This window comes from Nocardioides pinisoli (assembly GCF_024199985.1).
GTDB classification, from domain to species: domain Bacteria; phylum Actinomycetota; class Actinomycetes; order Propionibacteriales; family Nocardioidaceae; genus Nocardioides; species Nocardioides pinisoli.
Window position 1 is genome coordinate 169,989 of sequence record NZ_JANARS010000007.1, and the last position, 19,129, is coordinate 189,117.

The 19,129-nt window shown below is 73.4% G+C and carries 17 protein-coding genes; 16 read left to right on the forward strand and 1 reads right to left on the reverse strand.

Annotation, left to right across the window (positions count from 1 at the left end; all coding sequences use genetic code 11):
- The first annotated feature begins 5 nt into the window (after positions 1–5).
- The 10 genes from NCI01_RS16790 to NCI01_RS16835 all read left to right on the forward strand — a co-directional run bounded on the left by NCI01_RS16790 (position 6) and on the right by NCI01_RS16835 (position 11,251).
- Positions 6–1,259 (forward strand): DUF6986 family protein, encoded by a 1,254-nt coding sequence (locus tag NCI01_RS16790; protein ID WP_254182635.1) that lies wholly within the window; start codon positions 6–8, stop codon positions 1,257–1,259.
- A 3-nt stretch (positions 1,260–1,262) separates the two neighbouring features.
- A complete protein-coding gene (gene pucL / locus NCI01_RS16795; RefSeq protein WP_254182636.1) occupies positions 1,263–2,129 on the forward strand; it encodes a factor-independent urate hydroxylase in 867 nt (288 codons plus the stop codon).
- A complete protein-coding gene (uraD, locus tag NCI01_RS16800; RefSeq protein WP_254182637.1) occupies positions 2,120–2,638 on the forward strand; it encodes a 2-oxo-4-hydroxy-4-carboxy-5-ureidoimidazoline decarboxylase in 519 nt (172 codons plus the stop codon). The genes pucL and uraD overlap by 10 nt, the downstream gene beginning before the upstream one ends.
- The gene (gene uraH / locus NCI01_RS16805) at positions 2,638–2,958 is read left to right on the forward strand and encodes a hydroxyisourate hydrolase (protein WP_254182638.1); all 321 of its coding nucleotides are present in this window, start codon (positions 2,638–2,640) and stop codon (positions 2,956–2,958) included. Before uraD ends, uraH begins: the two co-directional genes overlap by 1 nt.
- 2 nt (positions 2,959–2,960) lie before the next feature.
- On the forward strand, positions 2,961–4,304 hold the full coding sequence (gene allB / locus NCI01_RS16810; RefSeq protein ID WP_254182639.1) for an allantoinase AllB: 1,344 nt from the start codon (positions 2,961–2,963) through the stop codon (positions 4,302–4,304).
- Complete coding sequence (locus tag NCI01_RS16815) at positions 4,304–5,143, forward strand: bifunctional allantoicase/(S)-ureidoglycine aminohydrolase (protein ID WP_254182640.1); 840 nt, start codon at positions 4,304–4,306, stop codon at positions 5,141–5,143. The genes allB and NCI01_RS16815 overlap by 1 nt, the downstream gene beginning before the upstream one ends.
- Before the next feature lie 136 nt (positions 5,144–5,279).
- Positions 5,280–6,662 carry a xanthine dehydrogenase small subunit gene (locus NCI01_RS16820; protein WP_254182641.1) on the forward strand — a complete coding sequence of 461 codons (1,383 nt, stop codon included), beginning with the start codon at positions 5,280–5,282 and terminating at the stop codon, positions 6,660–6,662.
- Positions 6,659–9,046 carry a xanthine dehydrogenase molybdopterin binding subunit gene (gene xdhB / locus NCI01_RS16825; RefSeq protein ID WP_254182642.1) on the forward strand — a complete coding sequence of 796 codons (2,388 nt, stop codon included), beginning with the start codon at positions 6,659–6,661 and terminating at the stop codon, positions 9,044–9,046. Before NCI01_RS16820 ends, xdhB begins: the two co-directional genes overlap by 4 nt.
- A 1-nt stretch (position 9,047) precedes the next feature.
- Positions 9,048–9,881: a xanthine dehydrogenase accessory protein XdhC gene (gene xdhC, locus NCI01_RS16830; protein ID WP_254182643.1), complete on the forward strand. Its 834-nt coding sequence runs from the start codon at positions 9,048–9,050 to the stop codon at positions 9,879–9,881.
- On the forward strand, positions 9,878–11,251 hold the full coding sequence (locus NCI01_RS16835) for a guanine deaminase (RefSeq protein WP_254182644.1): 1,374 nt from the start codon (positions 9,878–9,880) through the stop codon (positions 11,249–11,251). Before xdhC ends, NCI01_RS16835 begins: the two co-directional genes overlap by 4 nt.
- Here the strand turns inward: NCI01_RS16835 and aceB are convergent.
- Entirely contained in the window at positions 11,208–12,788 is a 1,581-nt protein-coding gene (gene aceB, locus NCI01_RS16840) for a malate synthase A (RefSeq protein ID WP_254182645.1), read from the reverse strand. The genes NCI01_RS16835 and aceB overlap by 44 nt on opposite strands.
- Before the next feature lie 205 nt (positions 12,789–12,993).
- Here aceB and NCI01_RS16845 point away from each other — a divergent pair, with 205 nt between their 5' ends.
- From NCI01_RS16845 to map, 6 genes are all read left to right on the forward strand, one after another.
- Entirely contained in the window at positions 12,994–14,094 is a 1,101-nt protein-coding gene (locus tag NCI01_RS16845; protein WP_254182646.1) for a sugar ABC transporter substrate-binding protein, read from the forward strand.
- A gap of 92 nt (positions 14,095–14,186) precedes the next feature.
- Complete coding sequence (locus tag NCI01_RS16850) at positions 14,187–14,963, forward strand: ATP-binding cassette domain-containing protein (protein WP_254182647.1); 777 nt, start codon at positions 14,187–14,189, stop codon at positions 14,961–14,963.
- Positions 14,964–14,983: 20 nt separating this feature from the next.
- Entirely contained in the window at positions 14,984–16,264 is a 1,281-nt protein-coding gene (locus NCI01_RS16855) for a sugar ABC transporter permease (RefSeq protein WP_254182648.1), read from the forward strand.
- Between the two features lie 8 nt (positions 16,265–16,272).
- Entirely contained in the window at positions 16,273–17,505 is a 1,233-nt protein-coding gene (locus NCI01_RS16860) for an ROK family protein (protein ID WP_254182649.1), read from the forward strand.
- Between the two features lie 51 nt (positions 17,506–17,556).
- Positions 17,557–18,246, forward strand: coding sequence for a type 1 periplasmic-binding domain-containing protein (locus NCI01_RS16865; RefSeq protein WP_254182650.1), 690 nt, complete (start codon positions 17,557–17,559; stop codon positions 18,244–18,246).
- 10 nt (positions 18,247–18,256) lie between these two features.
- A complete protein-coding gene (gene map / locus NCI01_RS16870; protein WP_254182651.1) occupies positions 18,257–19,030 on the forward strand; it encodes a type I methionyl aminopeptidase in 774 nt (257 codons plus the stop codon).
- Positions 19,031–19,129 lie beyond the last annotated feature (99 nt).

The window sequence follows — 19,129 nt, forward strand, 5'->3', positions numbered from 1 at the left end:
TGCGCATGGAGCGCCTCGACCACCTCGTCGGTGGTCTCACCGACGACCTCGACGCACGCCTGGCGGACGTCGACGCGGCGCTGGCGAGCCACTATCCCGGTGAGCGCGCCGGGCGGCAGCCCGTCCACACGGTCTACGTCCCGGCCGACCGCTTCCACCCCGGCCTGGTCGCCGACCACGGCGCCGCAGCGCTCGCCGCGGTGGAGGAGCACCAGGACCGCCTGCTGGCGCTCCTCGACGGTGACCGCGACCTGCTGTCGCGGGTGCGCGCCAAGCTCGGGCGCGAGCCGGTCGAGGACCTGCGCATCGACTTCGAGGACGGCTACGGGACCCGCCCCGACGACGAGGAGGACGGCGACGTACGACGGGCGGCGGGTGACCTGCGTGCCGCGCTCGACGCCGGGACGTCCGCACCCTTCACCGGCATCCGGTTCAAGGGCTTCGAGGGGCCGACCCGGGCCCGCGGCGTGCGCACCCTCACCCTGTTCCTCGCCCGGCTCCTCGAGGACGGGCCGCTGCCGGACACCTTCGTGGTCACGCTGCCCAAGGTGACCGCCGTGGAGCAGGTGGAAGCGCTGGTCCACGTCGCCGGCCGGCTCGAGCCCGAGCTGGGCCTGGCCGACGGCGCCCTGCGCTTCGAGATCCAGGTCGAGACGCCGCAGTCGATCCTCGGCCCCGACGGCAGCGCGCTCGTCGCGCGGATGGTGCACGCCTCCGGCGGCCGCTGCACCGGCCTGCACTACGGCACCTACGACTACTCCGCCTCGTGCGGGATCGCCGCTGCCCACCAGAGCCTCGAGCACCCCGTCGCCGACCACGCCAAGGCGGTCATGCAGGCCGCCGCGGCCGGCACCGGCGTACGCCTCTCCGACGGCTCCACCAACGTGCTGCCGGTCGGGAGCCCCGACGAGGTCGCCGCCGCGTGGGACACCCACCTGCGGCTCGTCCGCCGCTCGCTCGAGCGCGGCTACTACCAGGGCTGGGACCTCCACCCGGCCCAGCTGCCGACGCGCTTCGCCGCGACGTTCGGCTTCTACCGCGACGGGCTCGCGAGCGCGGCGACCCGCCTGCGCACCTACGTCGAGCGCCGCGAGTCCGGCGTCCTCGACGAGCCGGCGACGGCCCGGGCGCTCGCGGACTACCTGCTGCGCGGGACCGACTGCGGCGCCCTGTCGCAGGACGAGGTGACCGAGGGGACCGGGCTCGACGCCCACCGCCTCGCACGGCTGGCGCACCGCACCCACGACGGGGGAGGCTGAGTTATGGGGATCAGGCTGGGACCGAACCGCTACGGCAAGGCGGAGTCTCGCGTCGTGCGCATCGTGCGCGACACCGAGCGCCACGAGATCCGCGACCTCACCGTGTCGACGTCCCTCCACGGCGACTTCACCGCGGCGCACACCGACGGCGACCAGTCGCACGTGCTGCCCACCGACACCCAGAAGAACACCGCCTTCGCCTTCGCGAAGAAGCACGGCGTGGCCTCGCCCGAGGACTACGCGATCGCGCTCGGCAGCCGGCTGCTCGAGGCGACGCCGTACGCCACCGGGGCGGAGGTCGTCGTCGACGAGCACGCGTGGGACCGGATCGAGGTCGACGGCGCCGGGCACGACCACGCGTTCGTGCGCCGTGGCGGCGAGGTGCGCACCGCCCGGGTCGAGGTGGAGCGCGACGGCGTCCACGTGACCTCCGGCGTGAAGGACCTGGTGCTGCTGAAGTCCACCGGCTCGGAGTTCAAGGGGTTCCTGCGCGACGACTACACGACGCTCGACGACGCCGACGACCGCATCCTGGCCACCGCGCTGCGAGCCACCTGGCGCCACTCCCGCGCGGACGGCGTCGACTGGAACGCGTCGTACGCCGCGGTGCGGGCGCTGGTGCTGTCGACCTTCGCCACGACCTACAGCCGGGCGCTCCAGGAGACGCTCTACGCGACGGGCCGCGCGGTGCTCGAAGCGCACGAGGGGATCGCCGAGATCTCCTTCGTCGCTCCCAACAAGCACCACTTCCTCGTCGACCTCGCACCCTTCGGCCTCGACAACCCGGGCGAGGTCTTCATCGCCGCGGACCGGCCCTACGGCCTCATCGAGGCGACCGTGACCCGCGAGGAGGAGGACCGATGGCCGTGACCCGACCGGGGCTCGCCGCCTTCAACGAGGCGGACGAGCAGCAGGCCCACGCGCAGCTGCTCACCTGCCTGGACGCGCCGATGTGGGCCGACCGGGTGGTGGCCGGCCGGCCCTACGACACGCTCGGCGAGGTCGAGGCCGCCATGGTCGCCGCCTCGGCCACCCTGTCCGACGAGGAGCTGGAGCAGGCACTCGCCCGGCACCCGCGCATCGGTGAGCGCGCCGACGCCGAGCGGCACGACGCCGCCCACTCCACGCGCGAGCAGGCGGGCGTCGACCGGGAGGACGCCGACCTCGCCCGGCGGCTCGCGGACGGCAACCGGGCCTACGAGGAGCGCTTCGGTCGGGTCTTCATCATCCGGGCGGCGGGGCGCGACGGCCACGAGATCCTCCAGCACCTCGAGCAGCGCCTCGGCAACAGCGACGAGCTCGAGCGGGCCGCGACGATCGACCAGCTGACCCAGATCGCGGTGCTGCGGATGGAGGAGCTGATGGGGGAGGAGCCCTGATGGCCTCGCTGAGCACCCACGTCCTCGACACCGCTGCCGGTCAGCCGGCCGCAGGGCTGCGCGTCACCGTGGAGTCGGCGGACGGCACCGCCCTGGCCGCCGGCGTCACCGACCACGACGGTCGGGTGGGTGACCTCGCGGGCGACCTGCCGGTGGGCGACCTGCGGATCCGGTTCGACACCGGTGCGTGGTTCGCCGCCCACGGGACCGACACCTTCTACCCCGAGGTCGTCGTCGCCTTCACCGTCACCCGCGACGAGCACTTCCACGTCCCGCTCCTGCTGAGCCCGTTCGGCTACTCCACCTACCGGGGCAGCTGAGCGTGGCCGGCGAGGTCGCGCCCGAGACCCTCGTCCGGGCGGCCCGCGCGGTCGTCGGTGACGCCGAGCGGCCGGCGACGGTGCGCGTGCGTGACGGCGTCGTCGTCGAGATCGGCCCGGTCGACGCGGACGCCCGTGGCGCCGAGGTGGTCGTGCTGGCCGACGACGAGGTGCTGCTGCCGGGGCTGGTCGACACCCACGTCCACGTCAACGAGCCGGGGCGCACCGACTGGGAGGGCTTCGCCAGCGCCACCCGGGCCGCGGCGGCCGGCGGCGTCACCACGATCGTCGACATGCCGCTCAACAGCATCCCGCCCACCACGACGGTCGCGGCGCTGGAGGAGAAGCGGGCGGTGGCGACCGGCCAGACGTGGGTGGACGTCGGCTTCTGGGGCGGTGCGGTCCCGGGCAACCTCGACGACCTGGCCCCCCTCCACGAGGCCGGGGTGTTCGGCTTCAAGTGCTTCCTGATCGACTCCGGCGTGGAGGAGTTCCCCCACCTCGCGCCGGACGAGCTCGCCGCCGCGATGGCCGAGACCGCACGGCTCGGCTCGCTGTTGGTCGTGCACGCCGAGGACGCCGACGAGATCGGCGAGTGTGCCCACGGCACGGCCTACCGCGGCTTCCTCGACAGCCGGCCCGACGCGGCCGAGGAGCGCGCGATCGCGCTGGTCGTCGACACGGCCCGCCGCACCGGCGGGCGCGCCCACGTCGTGCACCTCAGCGCCTCCGGTGCCGTGCCGACGCTGCGTGCCGCCCGGGCCGACGGCGTCGACGTCTCGGTGGAGACCTGCCCGCACTACCTCCACTTCGACGCGGCGACGGTCGCCGACGGCGCCACCGAGCTCAAGTGCTGCCCACCGATCCGCGGCGCGGCCAACCGCGACGCGCTGTGGCAGGCGCTCGCCGACGGCGACATCGACCTCGTCGTCACCGACCACTCGCCGTGCACCGCCGACCTCAAGCTCCGCGACACCGGCGACTTCGCCGACGCCTGGGGCGGGATCGCGTCGCTCCAGCTCGGGCTGCCCGTGGTCTGGACGGGCGCCCGCGAGCGCGGCGTACCGCTCTCCGACGTGGTGCGCTGGATGGCCACGGCTCCGGCCCGGCGGGTCGGGCTGGCGGGCAAGGGCGAGATCGCCGTCGGGGCCGACGCCGACCTCTGCGTCTTCGCGCCCGACGAGACCTGGGTGGTCGACGCGGCCGCGCTCCACCACAAGAACCCGGTCACCCCCTACGCGGGGCGTACGCTCACCGGCACCGTGCGCGCGACGTGGCTGCGCGGACGCCCGGTCGACCTGTCGGCCGGGCCACGGGGACGGCTGCTGAGGAGAGGGACGACCTGATGAGCTACTGGGTCCCGCGGGGCGGGCTGCCGGCGCAGACCGACCTGACCACCGGGCAGTCCGGCCGGGCGGTCTTCACCGAGGCCTACGCCGTCATCCCGCGCGGCACGCTCAGCGACATCACCGCCAGCCGGCTGCCGCACTGGGACGACACCCGCCTGTGGGTGATCGCCCGGCCGCTGTCCGGGTTCGCCGAGACGTTCTCGTGGTACGTCGTCGAGGTGGCGCCGGGCGGCGGGACCGAGCGGCCCGACGACGACCCCGACGCGGAGTCCGTGCTCCTCGTGGTCGACGGGGCCGCCGAGCTGCGCATCGGGGAAGAGGTGCACGCCGTGCGCCCCGGGACGTACGTCTTCCTCCCGCCGGGCGCGACCTGGACGTTGCGCGCCACGTCGGGCGAGCCGCTCACCTTCCACTGGATCCGCAAGGCATACGAGCGCGTCGACGGCGTCGAGGTCCCCGAGCCCTTCGTGGTCCACGAGGACGACGTGGCGGTCGAGCCGATGCCCGACACCGGCGGCGCGTGGGGCACGCAGCGCTTCGTCGACCCGCTGGACGTGCGGCACGACATGCACGTCAACATCGTCAGCTTCGAGCCAGGTGGCGCCATCACGTTCCCGGAGACGCACGTGATGGAGCACGGCCTCTACGTCCTGGAGGGCAAGGCGGTCTACCTGCTCAACCAGGACTGGGTCGAGGTGGAGGCGGGGGACTTCATGTGGCTGCGCGCCTTCTGCCCGCAGGCCTGCTACGCCGGTGGCCCGGGAAGGTTCCGCTACCTGCTCTACAAGGACGTCAACCGGCACCCGCGCCTGCGCGCGAGCCCGCCGCTGACGTGACGCCGACGTGAGCCCGATCACGTAGGATGGGCGGTGGCAGGTCGTCGTTCGGCATGGACAACCGGCGGCCCGTGACTCCCTGAACCATGCGCCCACCGCAGCCATGCGCATGACGTACTGCCCGAGGGGAGAGCACGTGCCGGATCCGCAGGTCACCGTCAACGGGCAGCCGCGCCCGCTCGCCGGCACGCCCACCCACACCAACGCGCTCGACTTCCTGCGCGGCCTCGGCCTCACCGGGGCCAAGGAGGGGTGCGCGGAGGGGGAGTGCGGCGCTTGCGCGGTGATGGTCGCCCGGCCCGCCGGCGACGGGAGCCGGTGGACGCCGGTCAACGCCTGCCTGGTGCCGGCCCTCGCGCTCGACGGGCAGGAGGTCGTCACCGCCGAGGGCCTCGGCACGCCCGAGCACCTGCACCCCGTCCAGGCCGGGCTGGCCGCCGCGGGCGGCTCCCAGTGCGGCTACTGCACGCCCGGCTTCGCGTGCTCGATGGCCGCGGAGTTCTACCGGCCCGACCGCGCGGAGGGCGCCGACGGGTTCGACCTGCACGCCATCGCCGGCAACCTCTGCCGCTGCACCGGCTACCGGCCGATCCGCGACGCGGCCCGCGCCCTCGGCCCCGCGACGCCGACGGACCCGCTGGCCGCGCGGCAGGAGCGACCCGCGCCCGACGTCGTACGCACACGGGTCGACGGCTTCGCGCGTCCGGCCGACCTCGCCGAGGCCCTCGCCCTCCTGGCCGAGCACCCCGACGCCGTGGTCGTCGCCGGGTCCACCGACTGGGGGGTGGAGGCCAACCTGCGCGGGCGCCGGGCGTCGCACCTCGTCGCGGTCGACCGGCTCCCCGAGCTGCGCGGGACCTCCACCGACGGGTCGGTCGAGATCGGCGCCGCCCTGACGCTGAGCGAGGTCGAGGCCGCGCTCGGCGACACCGTCCCGCTGCTCGCCGAGGTCTGGCCCCTCTTCGCCTCGCCGCTCATCCGCAACGGCGCCACCATCGGGGGCAACCTCGCGACCGCGTCGCCGATCGGCGACCTCGCCCCCGCGCTGCTCGCCCTCGACGCCAGCGTGGTGCTCGCCTCCACCGACGGCGACCGCGAGGTCGCGCTGGCCGACTTCTTCACCGGCTACCGCGAGACGGTGCTGCGCCCGGGCGAGCTCATCCGGGCCGTCCGAATTCCGCTCCCGCTGGCCGGTCGCACCACCTTCCGCAAGATCGCCAAGCGCCGCTACGACGACATCTCCAGCGTCGCGGTCGCCGCCGCCCTCGACGTCGTCGACGGCACCGTGGTGACCGCGCGCATCGGCCTGGGCGGCGTCGCCGCCACGCCCCTGCGGGCGCGCGCGACCGAGGCCGCCCTCGAGGGACAGCCGTGGAGCGAGGAGACCGTCGAGGCCGCCTCGCGGGTGCTGGCCGGGGAGGGCACGCCGATCGACGACCAGCGCGCCAGCGCCGCCTACCGCTCCGCGATGCTCGGCAACGCGCTGAGGGCCTGGTGGGACGAGGAGGGGTCGCGATGAGCGAGCTGTCGCGGCGCCCCGCCGACGCGGTCGTCGGCCTCGCGCTGCCGCACGAGAGCGCGGCGCTCCACGTCACCGGTCACGCCCTCTACACCGACGACCTCGTGCACCGCACGCCCCACGTCCTGCACGCCCACCCGGTCTGCTCGCCCCACCCCCACGCTCGCGTGACGCGGCTCGACGCCGCACCCGCGATGGCCGTCCCCGGCGTCGTACGCGTGCTGACCGCCGACGACGTGCCCGGGGTCAACGACGCGGGCGTGAAGCACGACGAGCCGCTCTTCCCGGAGATCGTGATGTTCGTCGGGCACGCTGTCTGCTGGGTGCTGGGGGAGACCCTCGAGGCCGCCCGCCGCGGCGCGGAGGCGGTCCAGGTCGACTACGAGCCGCTGCCGGCCGTGGTCTCGCTGACCGACGCTATCGACGCGGAGCACTTCCAGGGCGGCCGGCCGGTGATCGCCCGCGGCGACGTCGGAGCCGGCCTGGCGGGTGCGACCCACGTCTTCAGCGGCGTCACCGAGATGGCCGGCCAGGAGCACTTCTACCTCGAGACCCACGCCTCCCTGGCCCTCGTCGACGAGGGCGGCCAGGTCTTCGTGCAGAGCAGCACGCAGCACCCGAGCGAGACGCAGGAGATCGTCGCGCACGTGCTCGGCCTCGACAGCCACCACGTCACGGTGCAGTGCCTGCGGATGGGTGGCGGCTTCGGCGGCAAGGAGATGCAGCCGCACGGCTTCGCCGCGGTCGCCGCGCTCGGCGCGGTCCTGACCGGGCGGCCCGTCCGGCTCCGGCTGAGCCGCACGCACGACATGACGATGACCGGCAAGCGCCACGGCTTCCACGCCCAGTGGCGGGTCGGCTTCGACGACGACGGCCGGCTGACGGCGCTCGAGGCGACGCTGACCTCCGACGGCGGCTGGAGCCTCGACCTCAGCGAGCCGGTGCTGGCCCGGGCGCTGTGCCACGTCGACAACGCCTACTGGATCCCGCACGTCCTCCTCCACGGCCGCGTGGCGCGCACCCACAAGACCTCACAGACCGCGTTCCGCGGCTTCGGCGGGCCCCAGGGGATGCTCGTGGTCGAGGACATCCTGGGTCGCTGCGCCCCGCTGCTCGGGATCGACCCGGTCGAGCTGCGCCGCCGCAACTTCTACGTCGAGGGGCAGGCCACGCCCTACGGCCAGGTGGTCCGCCACCCCGAGCGGCTCGCCGCCGCGTGGGAGCAGGTGCTCGCCACCGGTGAGGTACGACGACGATGCGAGGAGGTGGCGGCCTTCAACGCCGCCCACCCCCACCGCAAGCGCGGCCTCGCCGTGACGCCGGTGAAGTTCGGCATCTCCTTCAACTTCACCGCCTTCAACCAGGCCGGCGCCCTCGTCCACGTCTACAAGGACGGCTCGGTGCTGATCAACCACGGCGGCACCGAGATGGGCCAGGGCCTCCACACCAAGATGCTGCAGGTCGCGGCCACCACCCTCGGCGTGCCCCTCGCGAAGGTCCGCGTGGCACCCACCCGCACCGACAAGGTGCCCAACACCTCCGCGACGGCGGCGAGCTCCAGCACCGACCTCAACGGCGGCGCCGTCAAGGACGCCTGCGAGCAGGTCCTGGCGCGGCTGCGCGAGGTCGACGCAGGACGCGGCCTGGCCTGGGAGGAGCTCGTGCGGGAGGCCTACTTCAGCCGGGTGCAGCTGTGGGCGGCCGGCTTCTACCGGACCGAGGGCATCCACTGGGACTCCACCGCGATGAGCGGCCACCCGTTCAAGTACTTCGCCTACGGCGTCGCGGCGGCGGAGGTCGAGGTCGACGGCTTCACCGGCGCCCACCGCACCCGGCGCGTCGACATCGTGCACGACGTCGGCGACAGCCTGTCGCCGCTGGTCGACCTCGGCCAGGTCGAGGGCGGCTTCGTGCAGGGGGTGGGCTGGCTGACGCTGGAGGACCTGCGGTGGGACGAGTCCCACGGCCCCGGGCGCGGCCGGCTGACCACCCAGTCCGCCAGCACCTACAAGCTCCCCAGCCTGGGGGAGCTCCCCGACGAGCTCCACGTGGCCCTGCTGGAGCACGCCCACGAGGACGGCGTCGTCTACGGCTCGAAGGCCGTCGGCGAGCCGCCGCTGATGCTGGCGTTCGCGGTGCGCGAGGCGCTGCGTGACGCGGTCGGTGCCTTCGGTCGCGACGGCACCAGTGTCGAGCTGGCGTCGCCGGCCACCCCGGAGGCGGTGTTCTGGGCCGTGGAGCGCGCCCGGGCCGCGGTCGACGGCCACGCCGGGCACGGGGTGGTCGAGGGACTGCCGGGCGAGGTTCCCGACCGCCCGGACCCGGCGGCTCCGGCCCTGCACCCGCGGTCCGAGCAGGCCGCACACGCGGCGGGGGAGGCCTGAGGTGCACTGGCTGGGAGCAGTCGAGCGGCTGCGGGAGGAACGCGTGCCGGGGGTGCTGGTGACCGTGGCCGCGGTCCGCGGGCACGCGCCCCGTGACGCCGGCGCCAAGATGGTCGTCGCCGCCGAGCGGTCGTGGGGCAGTGTCGGCGGCGGCAACCTCGAGGAGACCGCCATCGCCCGCGCCCGGGCGATGCTCGCCGACGGCACCGACAGTCCCGAGCAGCTCGTCCTCGGCCTCACCGACAAGGCCCGCACCGACCACGGCCGCCAGTGCTGCGGGGGCGAGGTCACGCTGCTGCTCGAGCCGCTGCCGGTGGTCGGGTCCGTCGCCGTGTTCGGCGTCGGCCACGTCGGGCTCCAGCTCGCCCGCATCCTGGCGGCCCACGACATCGACCTCCACCTCGTCGACTCCCGCCCCGGCCTGCTCACCGACGAGCGCCTGGCGCTGCCCGCCGACGCCGAGGCGCGCGTGCGGGTCCACCACTCGCCCGTCCCCGAGCTCGCGCTCGGCGCCGTCCCGGCCGGCACCCACGTGCTGGTGATGACCCACGACCACGCCGAGGACTTCGCGCTGTGCGACGCGGCGCTGCGGTGCACCCACCTCGGGTCGGTCGGGCTGATCGGCTCGGCCGCCAAGTGGGCCCGCTTCCGCGCGGGCCTGGCCGTCGAGGGCCACGACGCCCCGACCATCGACCGCATCCGCTGCCCCATCGGGCTGACCGGGCCGGCCTCCTCGTCGCGACCCTCCTCCAAGGCCCCGGCCGCGATCGCCGTCTCCGTGGCGGCCGAGCTGATGGACCTCCTGGCCGCCGACCGCACCCGGGTGTCCGGATGACGCGTCCGGGCGTGGGCGTCGTCTACCGGGCCCGCGCCTTCGACGCCCCCGACGACCCGTTCACCACCAGCGGCCCGGCCTTCCGCTACGACGACGACCTCGGGCTGGCGGTCTCCGACGACGGCGTGATCACCGAGCGCGGGCCCTTCGCCGCGGTCGCCGCCTCGCACCCCGACGCCCCGACGATCGACCTGCGCGCCGGGCTGCTGCTGCCCGGTCTGGTCGACACCCACGTCCACTTCCCCCAGGTGCGGGTGATCGGCGCCCTCGGCATGCCGCTGCTCGAGTGGCTCGAGCGGTGCGCCCTGCCGGAGGAGGAGCGCCTCGCGTCGACGACGTACGCCGCCACGGTGGCCGGTGAGCTCGTCGCCGGGCTGATCGCCGCGGGCACGACGACGTCCCTGGTCTTCGGGTCCCACTTCGCACCCGCCGTCGACGCCCTGTTCGCCGAGGCCGAGCGGTTCGGGCTGCGGATGACGAGCGGGCTGGTGGTCAGCGACCGGGTGCTGCCCGAGCCGCTGCTCACCACGCCCGAGCGCTCGCACGACGAGGCGGTCCGCCTGGCGAAGGACTGGCACGGGCGGGGGCGGCTGCGCTACGCCGTCACCCCGCGCTTCGCGCTCTCGGCCTCCGACGACATCCTGGCCGCCTGTGCCGACGTGCTCGCCGTCGTGGACGGCGCCTGCTTCACCTCCCACGTCAACGAGAACAACGCCGAGGTCGCCACGGTCGCCGACCAGTTCCCGCACCGGGACCACTACGTCGACACCTACGACCACCACGGGCTGCTCGGGGGCTGCTCAGTGCTGGCCCACAACGTCCACCCGACCGACGCCGAGCTCGACGTGCTGGCGGCCCGGGGCACCGCGGTGGCCTACTGCCCGACCAGCAACGCCGCCCTGGGCTCGGGGATGTTCTCGCTGCGCCGCCACGTCGCCGCTGGCGTGCGGGTTGCGCTCGGCAGCGACGTCGGCGCGGGCACCGGGTTCTCGATCTTCAAGGAGGGCCTGCAGGCCTACTTCCTGCAGCACCTGCTCGGCGCCGACGGACTGCCGCTGGCGGCCGGGCACCTCCTGCACCTGAGCACCGCCGCGGGCGCCGCGGCACTGGGCCTCGGCGACGTGACGGGCGACTTCAGCCCCGGGAAGCAGTTCGACGCCATCTGCGTGCGGCCACCCGTCGGCACCTCGCTCGACATCGGGCTGCGGCACGCGGGGTCGCCGGAGGAGGCCCTCGGCAAGGTGTTCGCCCTCGCTGGGGACGCCGACGTCGCCGACGTGTGGGTCGGGGGCGACCAGGTGGCGTCGGGCGGGTTCGTCCGGCCGGTCATTCCCCCCGCGCCAGCAGGACGTCGTACGCCTGCAGGGTGAGGAAGTCGGGGAAGTCCTCGCCCAGCGCGCAGTCGACGAAGAGCCGGCGCGCGTCCTCGTCCACCGCTCCGCCGAGGGCGGTGTGCTCCTCCTCGACGATGCGCTCGACGAGGTCGCGCGTGACCACCTCGCCGGTGTCGAGCCGGGCGTCGTTGTGGACCCACTGCCACACCTGCGAGCGCGAGATCTCGGCGGTCGCGGCGTCCTCCATGAGGTTGTCGATGCCCGCGGCGCCGTTGCCCGACAGCCACGCGTGGAGGTACTGCATGCCGATGCGGACGTTGGCGCGCAGCCCGGCCTCGGTGCGGTCGCCGGGCGTCTCGCCGACGGCCAGCAGGTCGTCGGCGGTGACGGACACGTCGTCGCGGAGCACGTCGAGCTGGTTGACGCGCTCCCCGAGGAACTCGCCGAAGACCTCCGCGCAGAGCGGCACCAGGTCGGGGTGCGCCACCCACGAGCCGTCGAAGCCGGCCCGGGCCTCGCGGGTCTTGTCCTCGCGCACCTTGGCGAACGCGCGCTCGTTGACCTCGGGGTCGCGCCGGCTCGGGATGAACGCCGCCATCCCGCCGATCGCGAAGGCGCCCCGGCGGTGGCAGGTCCGCACGAGCAGGTCGCTGTAGGCGGTCATCATCGGTGCCGCCATGGTGACCGCGTTGCGGTCGGGCAGGGTGAAGCCCGGTCCCGCGTCGCGGAAGTTCTTGATGATGCTGAACAGGTAGTCCCACCGGCCGGCGTTGAGCCCGGCCGCGTGGTCGCGCAGCTCCCAGAGGATCTCGTCCATCTCGAAGGCGGCCGTGATGGTCTCGATGAGGACGGTCGCCCGGACGGAGCCGTGCGGCACCCCGAGCGCCGCCTCGGCGTGGGTGAAGACGTCGTCCCACAGCCGTGCCTCGAGGTGCGACTCCATCTTGGGCAGGTAGTAGTACGGGCCGCTGCCGGCGGCCAGCAGCTCGCGGGCGTTGTGGAAGAAGTGCAAGCCGAAGTCGACCAGGGCGGCGACGACCGGTCGTCCCGCCGCGGTGAGGTGGGCCTCGTCGAAGTGCCAGCCGCGGGGGCGGGGGAGGACGACCGGCGCGCCCGCCGGGTCGGCGACGGCGTACTGCTTGCCCTCGGGGGAGGTGAACGAGAGCCGTCCGCGGACGGCGTCGCGCAGGGTCAGCTGGCCGCCCACGACGTTGCGCCAGTGCGGGGTGTTGGCGTCCTCGAGGTCGGCGAGCCACACGCGCGCCCCCGAGTTGAGGGCGTTGATGGCCATCTTGGGGTCGGTGGGGCCGGTGATCTCCACGCGGCGGTCGCGCAGGTCGTCGGGCGCGGGCGCCACCGTCCACTCCGCGGCGCGCACGTCGGCGGTCTCGGGCAGGAAGTCCAGGCGGCCGGTCCGGGCGATCTCCTCGCGCCGGGTCCGGCGTGCGGCGAGCAGCTCGTCGCGCCGCTCGTGGAAGCGGGCGTCGAGGTCGGCGACGAAGGCGAGCGCCTCGGGCGTCAGCACCTCCTCCGACCGCGGCACGGGCGGGGCGGACACGTCGAGGCCGGTCATGACGCCACGCTAGCCGTCACGACAGGCGGGTGGTCCAGTCCACAGAGGCCCCTGACGCCCGTTTTGGTAACGAACCGGCAACAGGGCGGGCGGCCGTCTGGACGTGACGGTGGTCACTGCATATGTTGCGTGGAACAACATATGTACGTGGGACCCGCGCTGAGCGGCAACCGGACGTACGACAGATCGCTAGGAGGCGGTTTTCGTGAAGCGCAAGCACAGTCTGCTCCTCGTCCCCCTGCTCGGCGCCGCCATGGCACTCACCGCCTGCGGCGACGACAGCAGTGACAGCGACAGCGGCAGTGACAGCAGTGGCTCGAGCGGCGGCGAGGCGACCGGCAAGATCGGCGTCATCCTTCCCGACACCGAGTCGTCGGTGCGCTGGGAGAGCGCGGACCGCCCGGCCCTCGAGGCGGCCTTCGACGAGGCCGGTGTCGAGTACGACATCCAGAACGCCGAGGGTGACGCGGAGCGGATGACGCAGATCGCCGACACCATGATCGGCAACGGCGTGACCGTCCTCGCGATCGTCAACCTCGACTCCGAGTCGGGCGCGGCCATCCAGGAGAAGGCCGCGTCGCAGGGCGTCGCCACCATCGACTACGACCGCCTGACCCTCGGTGGCTCGGCGGAGTACTACGTGTCCTTCGACAACACCGTCGTCGGTGAGCTGCAGGGCCAGGGCCTCGCGGACTGCCTGGGCGACAAGAAGGCCAACATCGTCTACCTCAACGGCTCGCCCACCGACAACAACGCCACGCTCTTCGCCGAGGGCGCGCACAGCGTGCTCGACGAGATCGACAACTACACCGTCGTCGGTGAGCAGGCGGTCCCGGACTGGGACAACGAGGAGGCGGCGACGATCTTCCAGCAGCTCTACACCGCTGCCGACGGCAAGGTCGACGGCGTGCTCGCGGCCAACGACGGTCTCGGTGGTGCCGCGATCAGCATCCTCGAGGGCGCCGGTCAGGCCGGCAAGGTCCCGGTGACCGGTCAGGACGCCACGGTCGAGGGCCTGCAGAACGTGCTCGCCGGCACCCAGTGCATGACGGTCTACAAGTCCGCCACGAAGGAGGCCGGCGCGCTGGCCGACGCCGCGATCGCGCTGGTCAACGGCGACGAGGCCGAGACCACCGGCACGACCGAGGACAGCGAGGGCGGCCGCGAGGTCCCCTCGATCCTGCTCGAGCCGCAGGCCATCACCAAGGACAACGTCGGTGACGTGATCGACGACGGCGGCCAGAAGGCCGAGGACGTCTGCACCGGCAAGTTCGCCGACCTGTGCGCCGAGGCCGGCATCTCCTGATCGCACGACCACGGGGCGGTGTCCGGGTCCTTGGTGACCCGGACGCCGTTCCGTGACGCGGACAACAAATTCTTCGGATCGGAGTAGGTCACATGCCTGAACCGCTGCTCGAGCTGCGCGGGGTCAACAAGAGCTTCGGCGTGGTGCACGTGCTGCACGACGTCGACTTCGCCGTCTATCCCGGACAGGTCACCGCGCTCGTCGGCGACAACGGTGCGGGCAAGTCCACCCTCGTCAAGATCATCGCCGGCATCTACGGCCGCGACACAGGGGACTACATCTTCGAGGGCAAGAAGGTCGAGGTGCACGGCCCGCGCGACGTGGCCGCCCTCGGCATCGAGATCGTCTACCAGGACCTCGCCCTGTGCGACAACCTCGACATCGTCGAGAACATGTTCCTCGGCCGTGAGGAGACCAGCCGCTTCGGTCTCGACGAGGTCACCATGGAGACCCGCGCCCGCGAGACCCTCGCCTCGCTCTCCGTGCGCACCGTGAAGTCGGTGCGCCAGAGCGTCGCCAGCCTCTCCGGCGGCCAGCGTCAGACCGTGGCCATCGCCAAGGCGGTGCTGTGGAACTCCAAGGTCGTCCTCCTCGACGAGCCCACTGCCGCCCTCGGCGTGGCCCAGACGCGACAGGTCCTCGACCTCGTACGCCGTCTCGCCGACCGCGGCCTCGGCGTGGTGCTGATCTCGCACAACATGGGCGACGTCCTGGAGGTCGCCGACCGGATCACCGCGCTCTACCTGGGCCGCGTGGCGGCCGACGTCCCGGCCAAGGACGTCACGCACAGCCAGATCGTCGAGCTCATCACCGCCGGGCGCTCCGGGGACCTCGGCATCGCCGAGAACCCCATGACCGCGGACGTCTGAGAAGGACCGGAGACCCCACCATGACCACTGACACCGACACCGCGTCCGTTCCGAGCCCCGCCCCGAGCGGCTTCGACAACGACAACCGGCAAGCCGCCACCATCGGCGACTCGGCCCGCGACTACGTCAACCGCCTGCGCGGCGGCGACATGGGTTCCCTGCCCGCGATCCTGGGCCTGGTCTTCCTCTTCGTCGTCTTCGCCTCGCTCAACGACCGGTTCCTGACGACCTACAACATGGCCAACCTGGTCATCCAGGCCGGCTCCATCATCGTGCTGGCGATGGGCATCGTCTTCGTCCTGCTGATCGGCGAGATCGACCTGTCCGCCGGCGTCGCGGGCGGCGCCTCGGCCACGATCATCGCGCTGATGCTCATCGACTACGACTGGACGTGGTGGGCGGCCACCCTGGCCGGCGTCGCCGTGGGCGCGGTGATCGGTCTGGCGATCGGCTCGCTCGTCGCCTTCCTCGGCATCCCGTCCTTCGTCGTCACCCTCGCCTTCTTCCTCGCCCTGCAGGCGGTGCCGCTCAAGCTGATCGGCTCGGGCGGGTCGCTGCGGTTCAACGACGAGGTCCTCCGCGGCCTGTCGATCAAGAACGTCCCGGTCACCGCGGGGTGGATCGCGGCGATCCTGATCGTCGTGGGCTTCGCCGCGCTCTCGCTGTGGCGCTACCGCTCGCTCTCGGCGAAGGGCCTGGTCCACAAGCCCCTCGGCCTGGTCGTCATCCAGATCGCCGTCCTCGCCGTGATCGTGCTCGGCATCACCGCACTCCTGAGCGCCAACCGCGCCCCCAACCCCGACCTGTTCACCATCGCCGGCATCCCGTGGGTGGCCCCCGTCGTGATCGCCCTGCTCCTCTTCTGGACGTACATCCTGACCAAGACCCGCTTCGGCCGGCACCTCTACGCGGTCGGCGGCAACGCCGAGGCGGCCCGGCGTGCCGGCATCAACGTGCGGCGCGTGCGGATCATGGCCTTCGTCATCTGCTCGAGCATGGCGGCGATCAGCGGCCTGCTCGCGGCCTCCTACACCGGCAAGGTCTCACCGGGGTCCGGTGGCGGCAACGAGCTGCTCTACGCCGTCGGCGCCGCGGTCATCGGCGGCACCAGCCTCTTCGGTGGTCGCGGCCGGGCGCTCGACGCCGTGGTCGGCGGCCTGGTCATCGCCACGATCCCCAACGGCCTCGGCCTGCTCAACCAGGCGAGCTACATCAACTTCCTCGTCACGGGTGGCGTGCTGCTGCTCGCCGCGAGCGTCGACGCGATCTCGCGCCGCCGCCGCTCCTCCGCAGGCGTGTAGGGGTGGTCGTGACGACCCGCCGGCGTCCGGGCCTGGGGACCAACCAGGAGCTCGCGCGTCGCCACAACCTCGGCACCGTCCTGCGGCACGTCCACGGGGCCGGTCAGATCTCGCGCGCCGAGCTGACCGGCCGCATGGGCCTCAACCGCAGCACCATCGCCGCCCTCGTCAACGAGCTGGAGGCGCTCGGCATCACCGAGCGGGCGCTTCCGGCCGAGGGCATCCCGCGGCAGGGTGCGGGTCGCCCGTCCGCGGGGGTCCGCATCGCCGAGGACGGGCCGTTCGTCATCGCGGTGGACCTCGGGGTCGACCGGGCCGTCGTGGCGCGCATCGGTCTCGGCGGACGCGTGCTGCAGCGGTCGCAGGCGCCGGTGCGCAGCGACGGCGAGGCGTGGCAGGTGGGCGCTGCGGTCGCCGGGCTCATCAGGTGCGTGGTGGAGGGCGTCCCCGACGCCGCGCAGCTCGTCGGCATCGGGATCAGCGTCCCCGGCCTGGTGCGCAACAGCGACGGCCTGATCCGCCTCGCCCCCAACCTCGAGTGGCACGACGTGTCGTTCGGCGGGATCGTCCTGGCCGCCCTCGGCCTCGACGTGCCGGTCTCGATCGCCAACGACGCCGACCTGGGCGCGCTCGCCGAGCACGTGCGCGGGGTGGCGGTCGGGGTGGACGACCTCATCTACGTCTCGGGCAACGTGGGCGTCGGAGCCGGTGTCATCGCCGGCGGAGTCCGGCTCGAGGGTGCCGGGGGCTATGCCGGCGAGGTGGGCCACCTGCGCTTCAACCCGGCCGGCCGCGAGTGCCACTGCGGCAACCGGGGGTGCTGGGAGACCGAGGTCGGCGCGCACGCGATCGCCGAGGCCATCCATTGCCCGAGCGACAAGGTCGCGCAGCTCGACGAGGTGCTCGCCGGGTTCGGCGAGCCGTCCCCGGCCGTGCGCGCCACCGGGACCGCGCTGGGCCACGGACTCGCCGACATCGTCAACGTCTTCAACCCCCGCCAGGTGGTGCTCGGCGGGTACTTCCGCTCCCTCTACGCGCTCGTCGGCCCCGAGGTCGAGGCCGCCCTGGCCGATCGGGCACTCCCCGCTCCGCTCGAGTCGGTGACGCTGACCCTGCCGGGGCTCGGCTCGGACTCGTCCTTGCTGGGGGCCGCGGAGATCGCCCTCGAGCCCCTGTTCGTCGACCCGGTGGCGGCCCTGGGCACGGCGCTGGTCGGCGTCGGCACCCGCCTGGCCGGATGACGGGCCACGTCGAGGCCGTGCGCGGCCGCCCGAGCCGATAACCTCCTCGGGATGTTCCGCGCCCGACTCCTCACCGCTGCTCTCGTCCTCGCCCCGCTGCTGTCCGGGTGCGCCGGCGACGAGCCGACCATCGCGGTCCTCGTCGGCGACGCGGGGGACACCTCCTCCCGCGCGGTCGACGTGGAACGGCTCACCGACCGCGTCGAGTCGACGTGCGACGAGTGCCGGGTGCGGGTCTACGACGCCGAGGGCGACGCCGCCACCCAGAAGAGCCAGGCCCGCCAGGCCGAGGCGGAGTCAGCGGACGTCGTCGTGGTGGTTCCGGTCGACCCCGACGACCTCGGCACCCTCACGGGCGGTGACCTCCCGGTCGTCTCGCTCGGCGAGCTCGTCCCGGGGTCCGACCGCTTCGTCGGCCTCGAGCGCGGCTCCGTCCCCCGCCAGTCGGGCTCCGACGTCGAGGCCGCGCGAGACGTCGTGATGGGGAAGGAGGAGTCGATGACCTACGTCCCCACCGGGCCGATGAGCGACCGGGCAGCCGACCTGGCCGTCGCCTACCTCGCCGACAACCCCGTGGAGGGCGGCGTCGACGTCGACGGCGTCGAGTCGTGGCTCTACAGCCACAGCGACGTCACCGTCGACACCCTCACCTCGGTGCTGGTCGCGGAGGGGATCCTCACCCTCGACGACCTGTGCAGCGGGAGCACGAGCAAGCGGTGTGCGAGGCTGGGCCTGAGATGATGAGCCCACGATGATCGAGATCCTCACCCCTGCCCAGGTCGACCGCGCCCGCCGGACCGGCGCCCTCGTCGCCGACATCCTGCAGACGCTCCGCTCGCGCAGCGAGGTCGGCACCAACCTGCTCGACCTCGACCGCTGGACGGCCGAGATGATCCGCGACGCCGGCGCCGAGTCCTGCTACGTCGACTACGCCCCGTCCTTCGGCAGCGGCCCCTTCGGCCACTACGTCTGCACGGCGGTCAACGACGCGGTGCTGCACGGCCGCCCGCGCGACCAGCGGCTCGCCGACGGGGACCTGCTCACCCTCGACCTCGCGGTGCGCCTCGACGGCGTCGCCGCCGACTCCGCCGTCAGCTTCGTGGTGGGGGAGAGCCGCCCGGCCGGGAGCGTCGAGCTGATCGAGACCACCCAGCGGGCGCTGGCCGCCGGCATCGCCGCCGCCGGACCGGGCGCCCGGATCGGCGACCTGTCCCACGCCATCGGCAGCGTCCTGCGCGCCGACGGCTACCCCATCAACATGCAGTTCGGCGGCCACGGCATCGGCACCACGATGCACCAGGACCCGCACGTCTCCAACGACGGCCGGCCCGGTCGCGGCTACCAGCTCCGGCCCGGCCTGCTGCTGGCGCTGGAGCCGTGGGTCATGACCGACACCGACGAGCTCGTCACCGACGAGGACGGCTGGACGCTCCGCAGCGCCACCGGCTGCCTCACCGCGCACAGCGAGCACACCATCGCGATCACCGAGGACGGTGCCGAGGTGCTGACGCTGCCGTCGCGGTGACGGCGCCCCTCCGGCGGGCGCACCGCAGAGTTGCGGTTGGAAGTGCCGATGGTTCCCCAGCGAGCCGGAACCGGCGGCGCGGAGATCGGCGTACGCCCG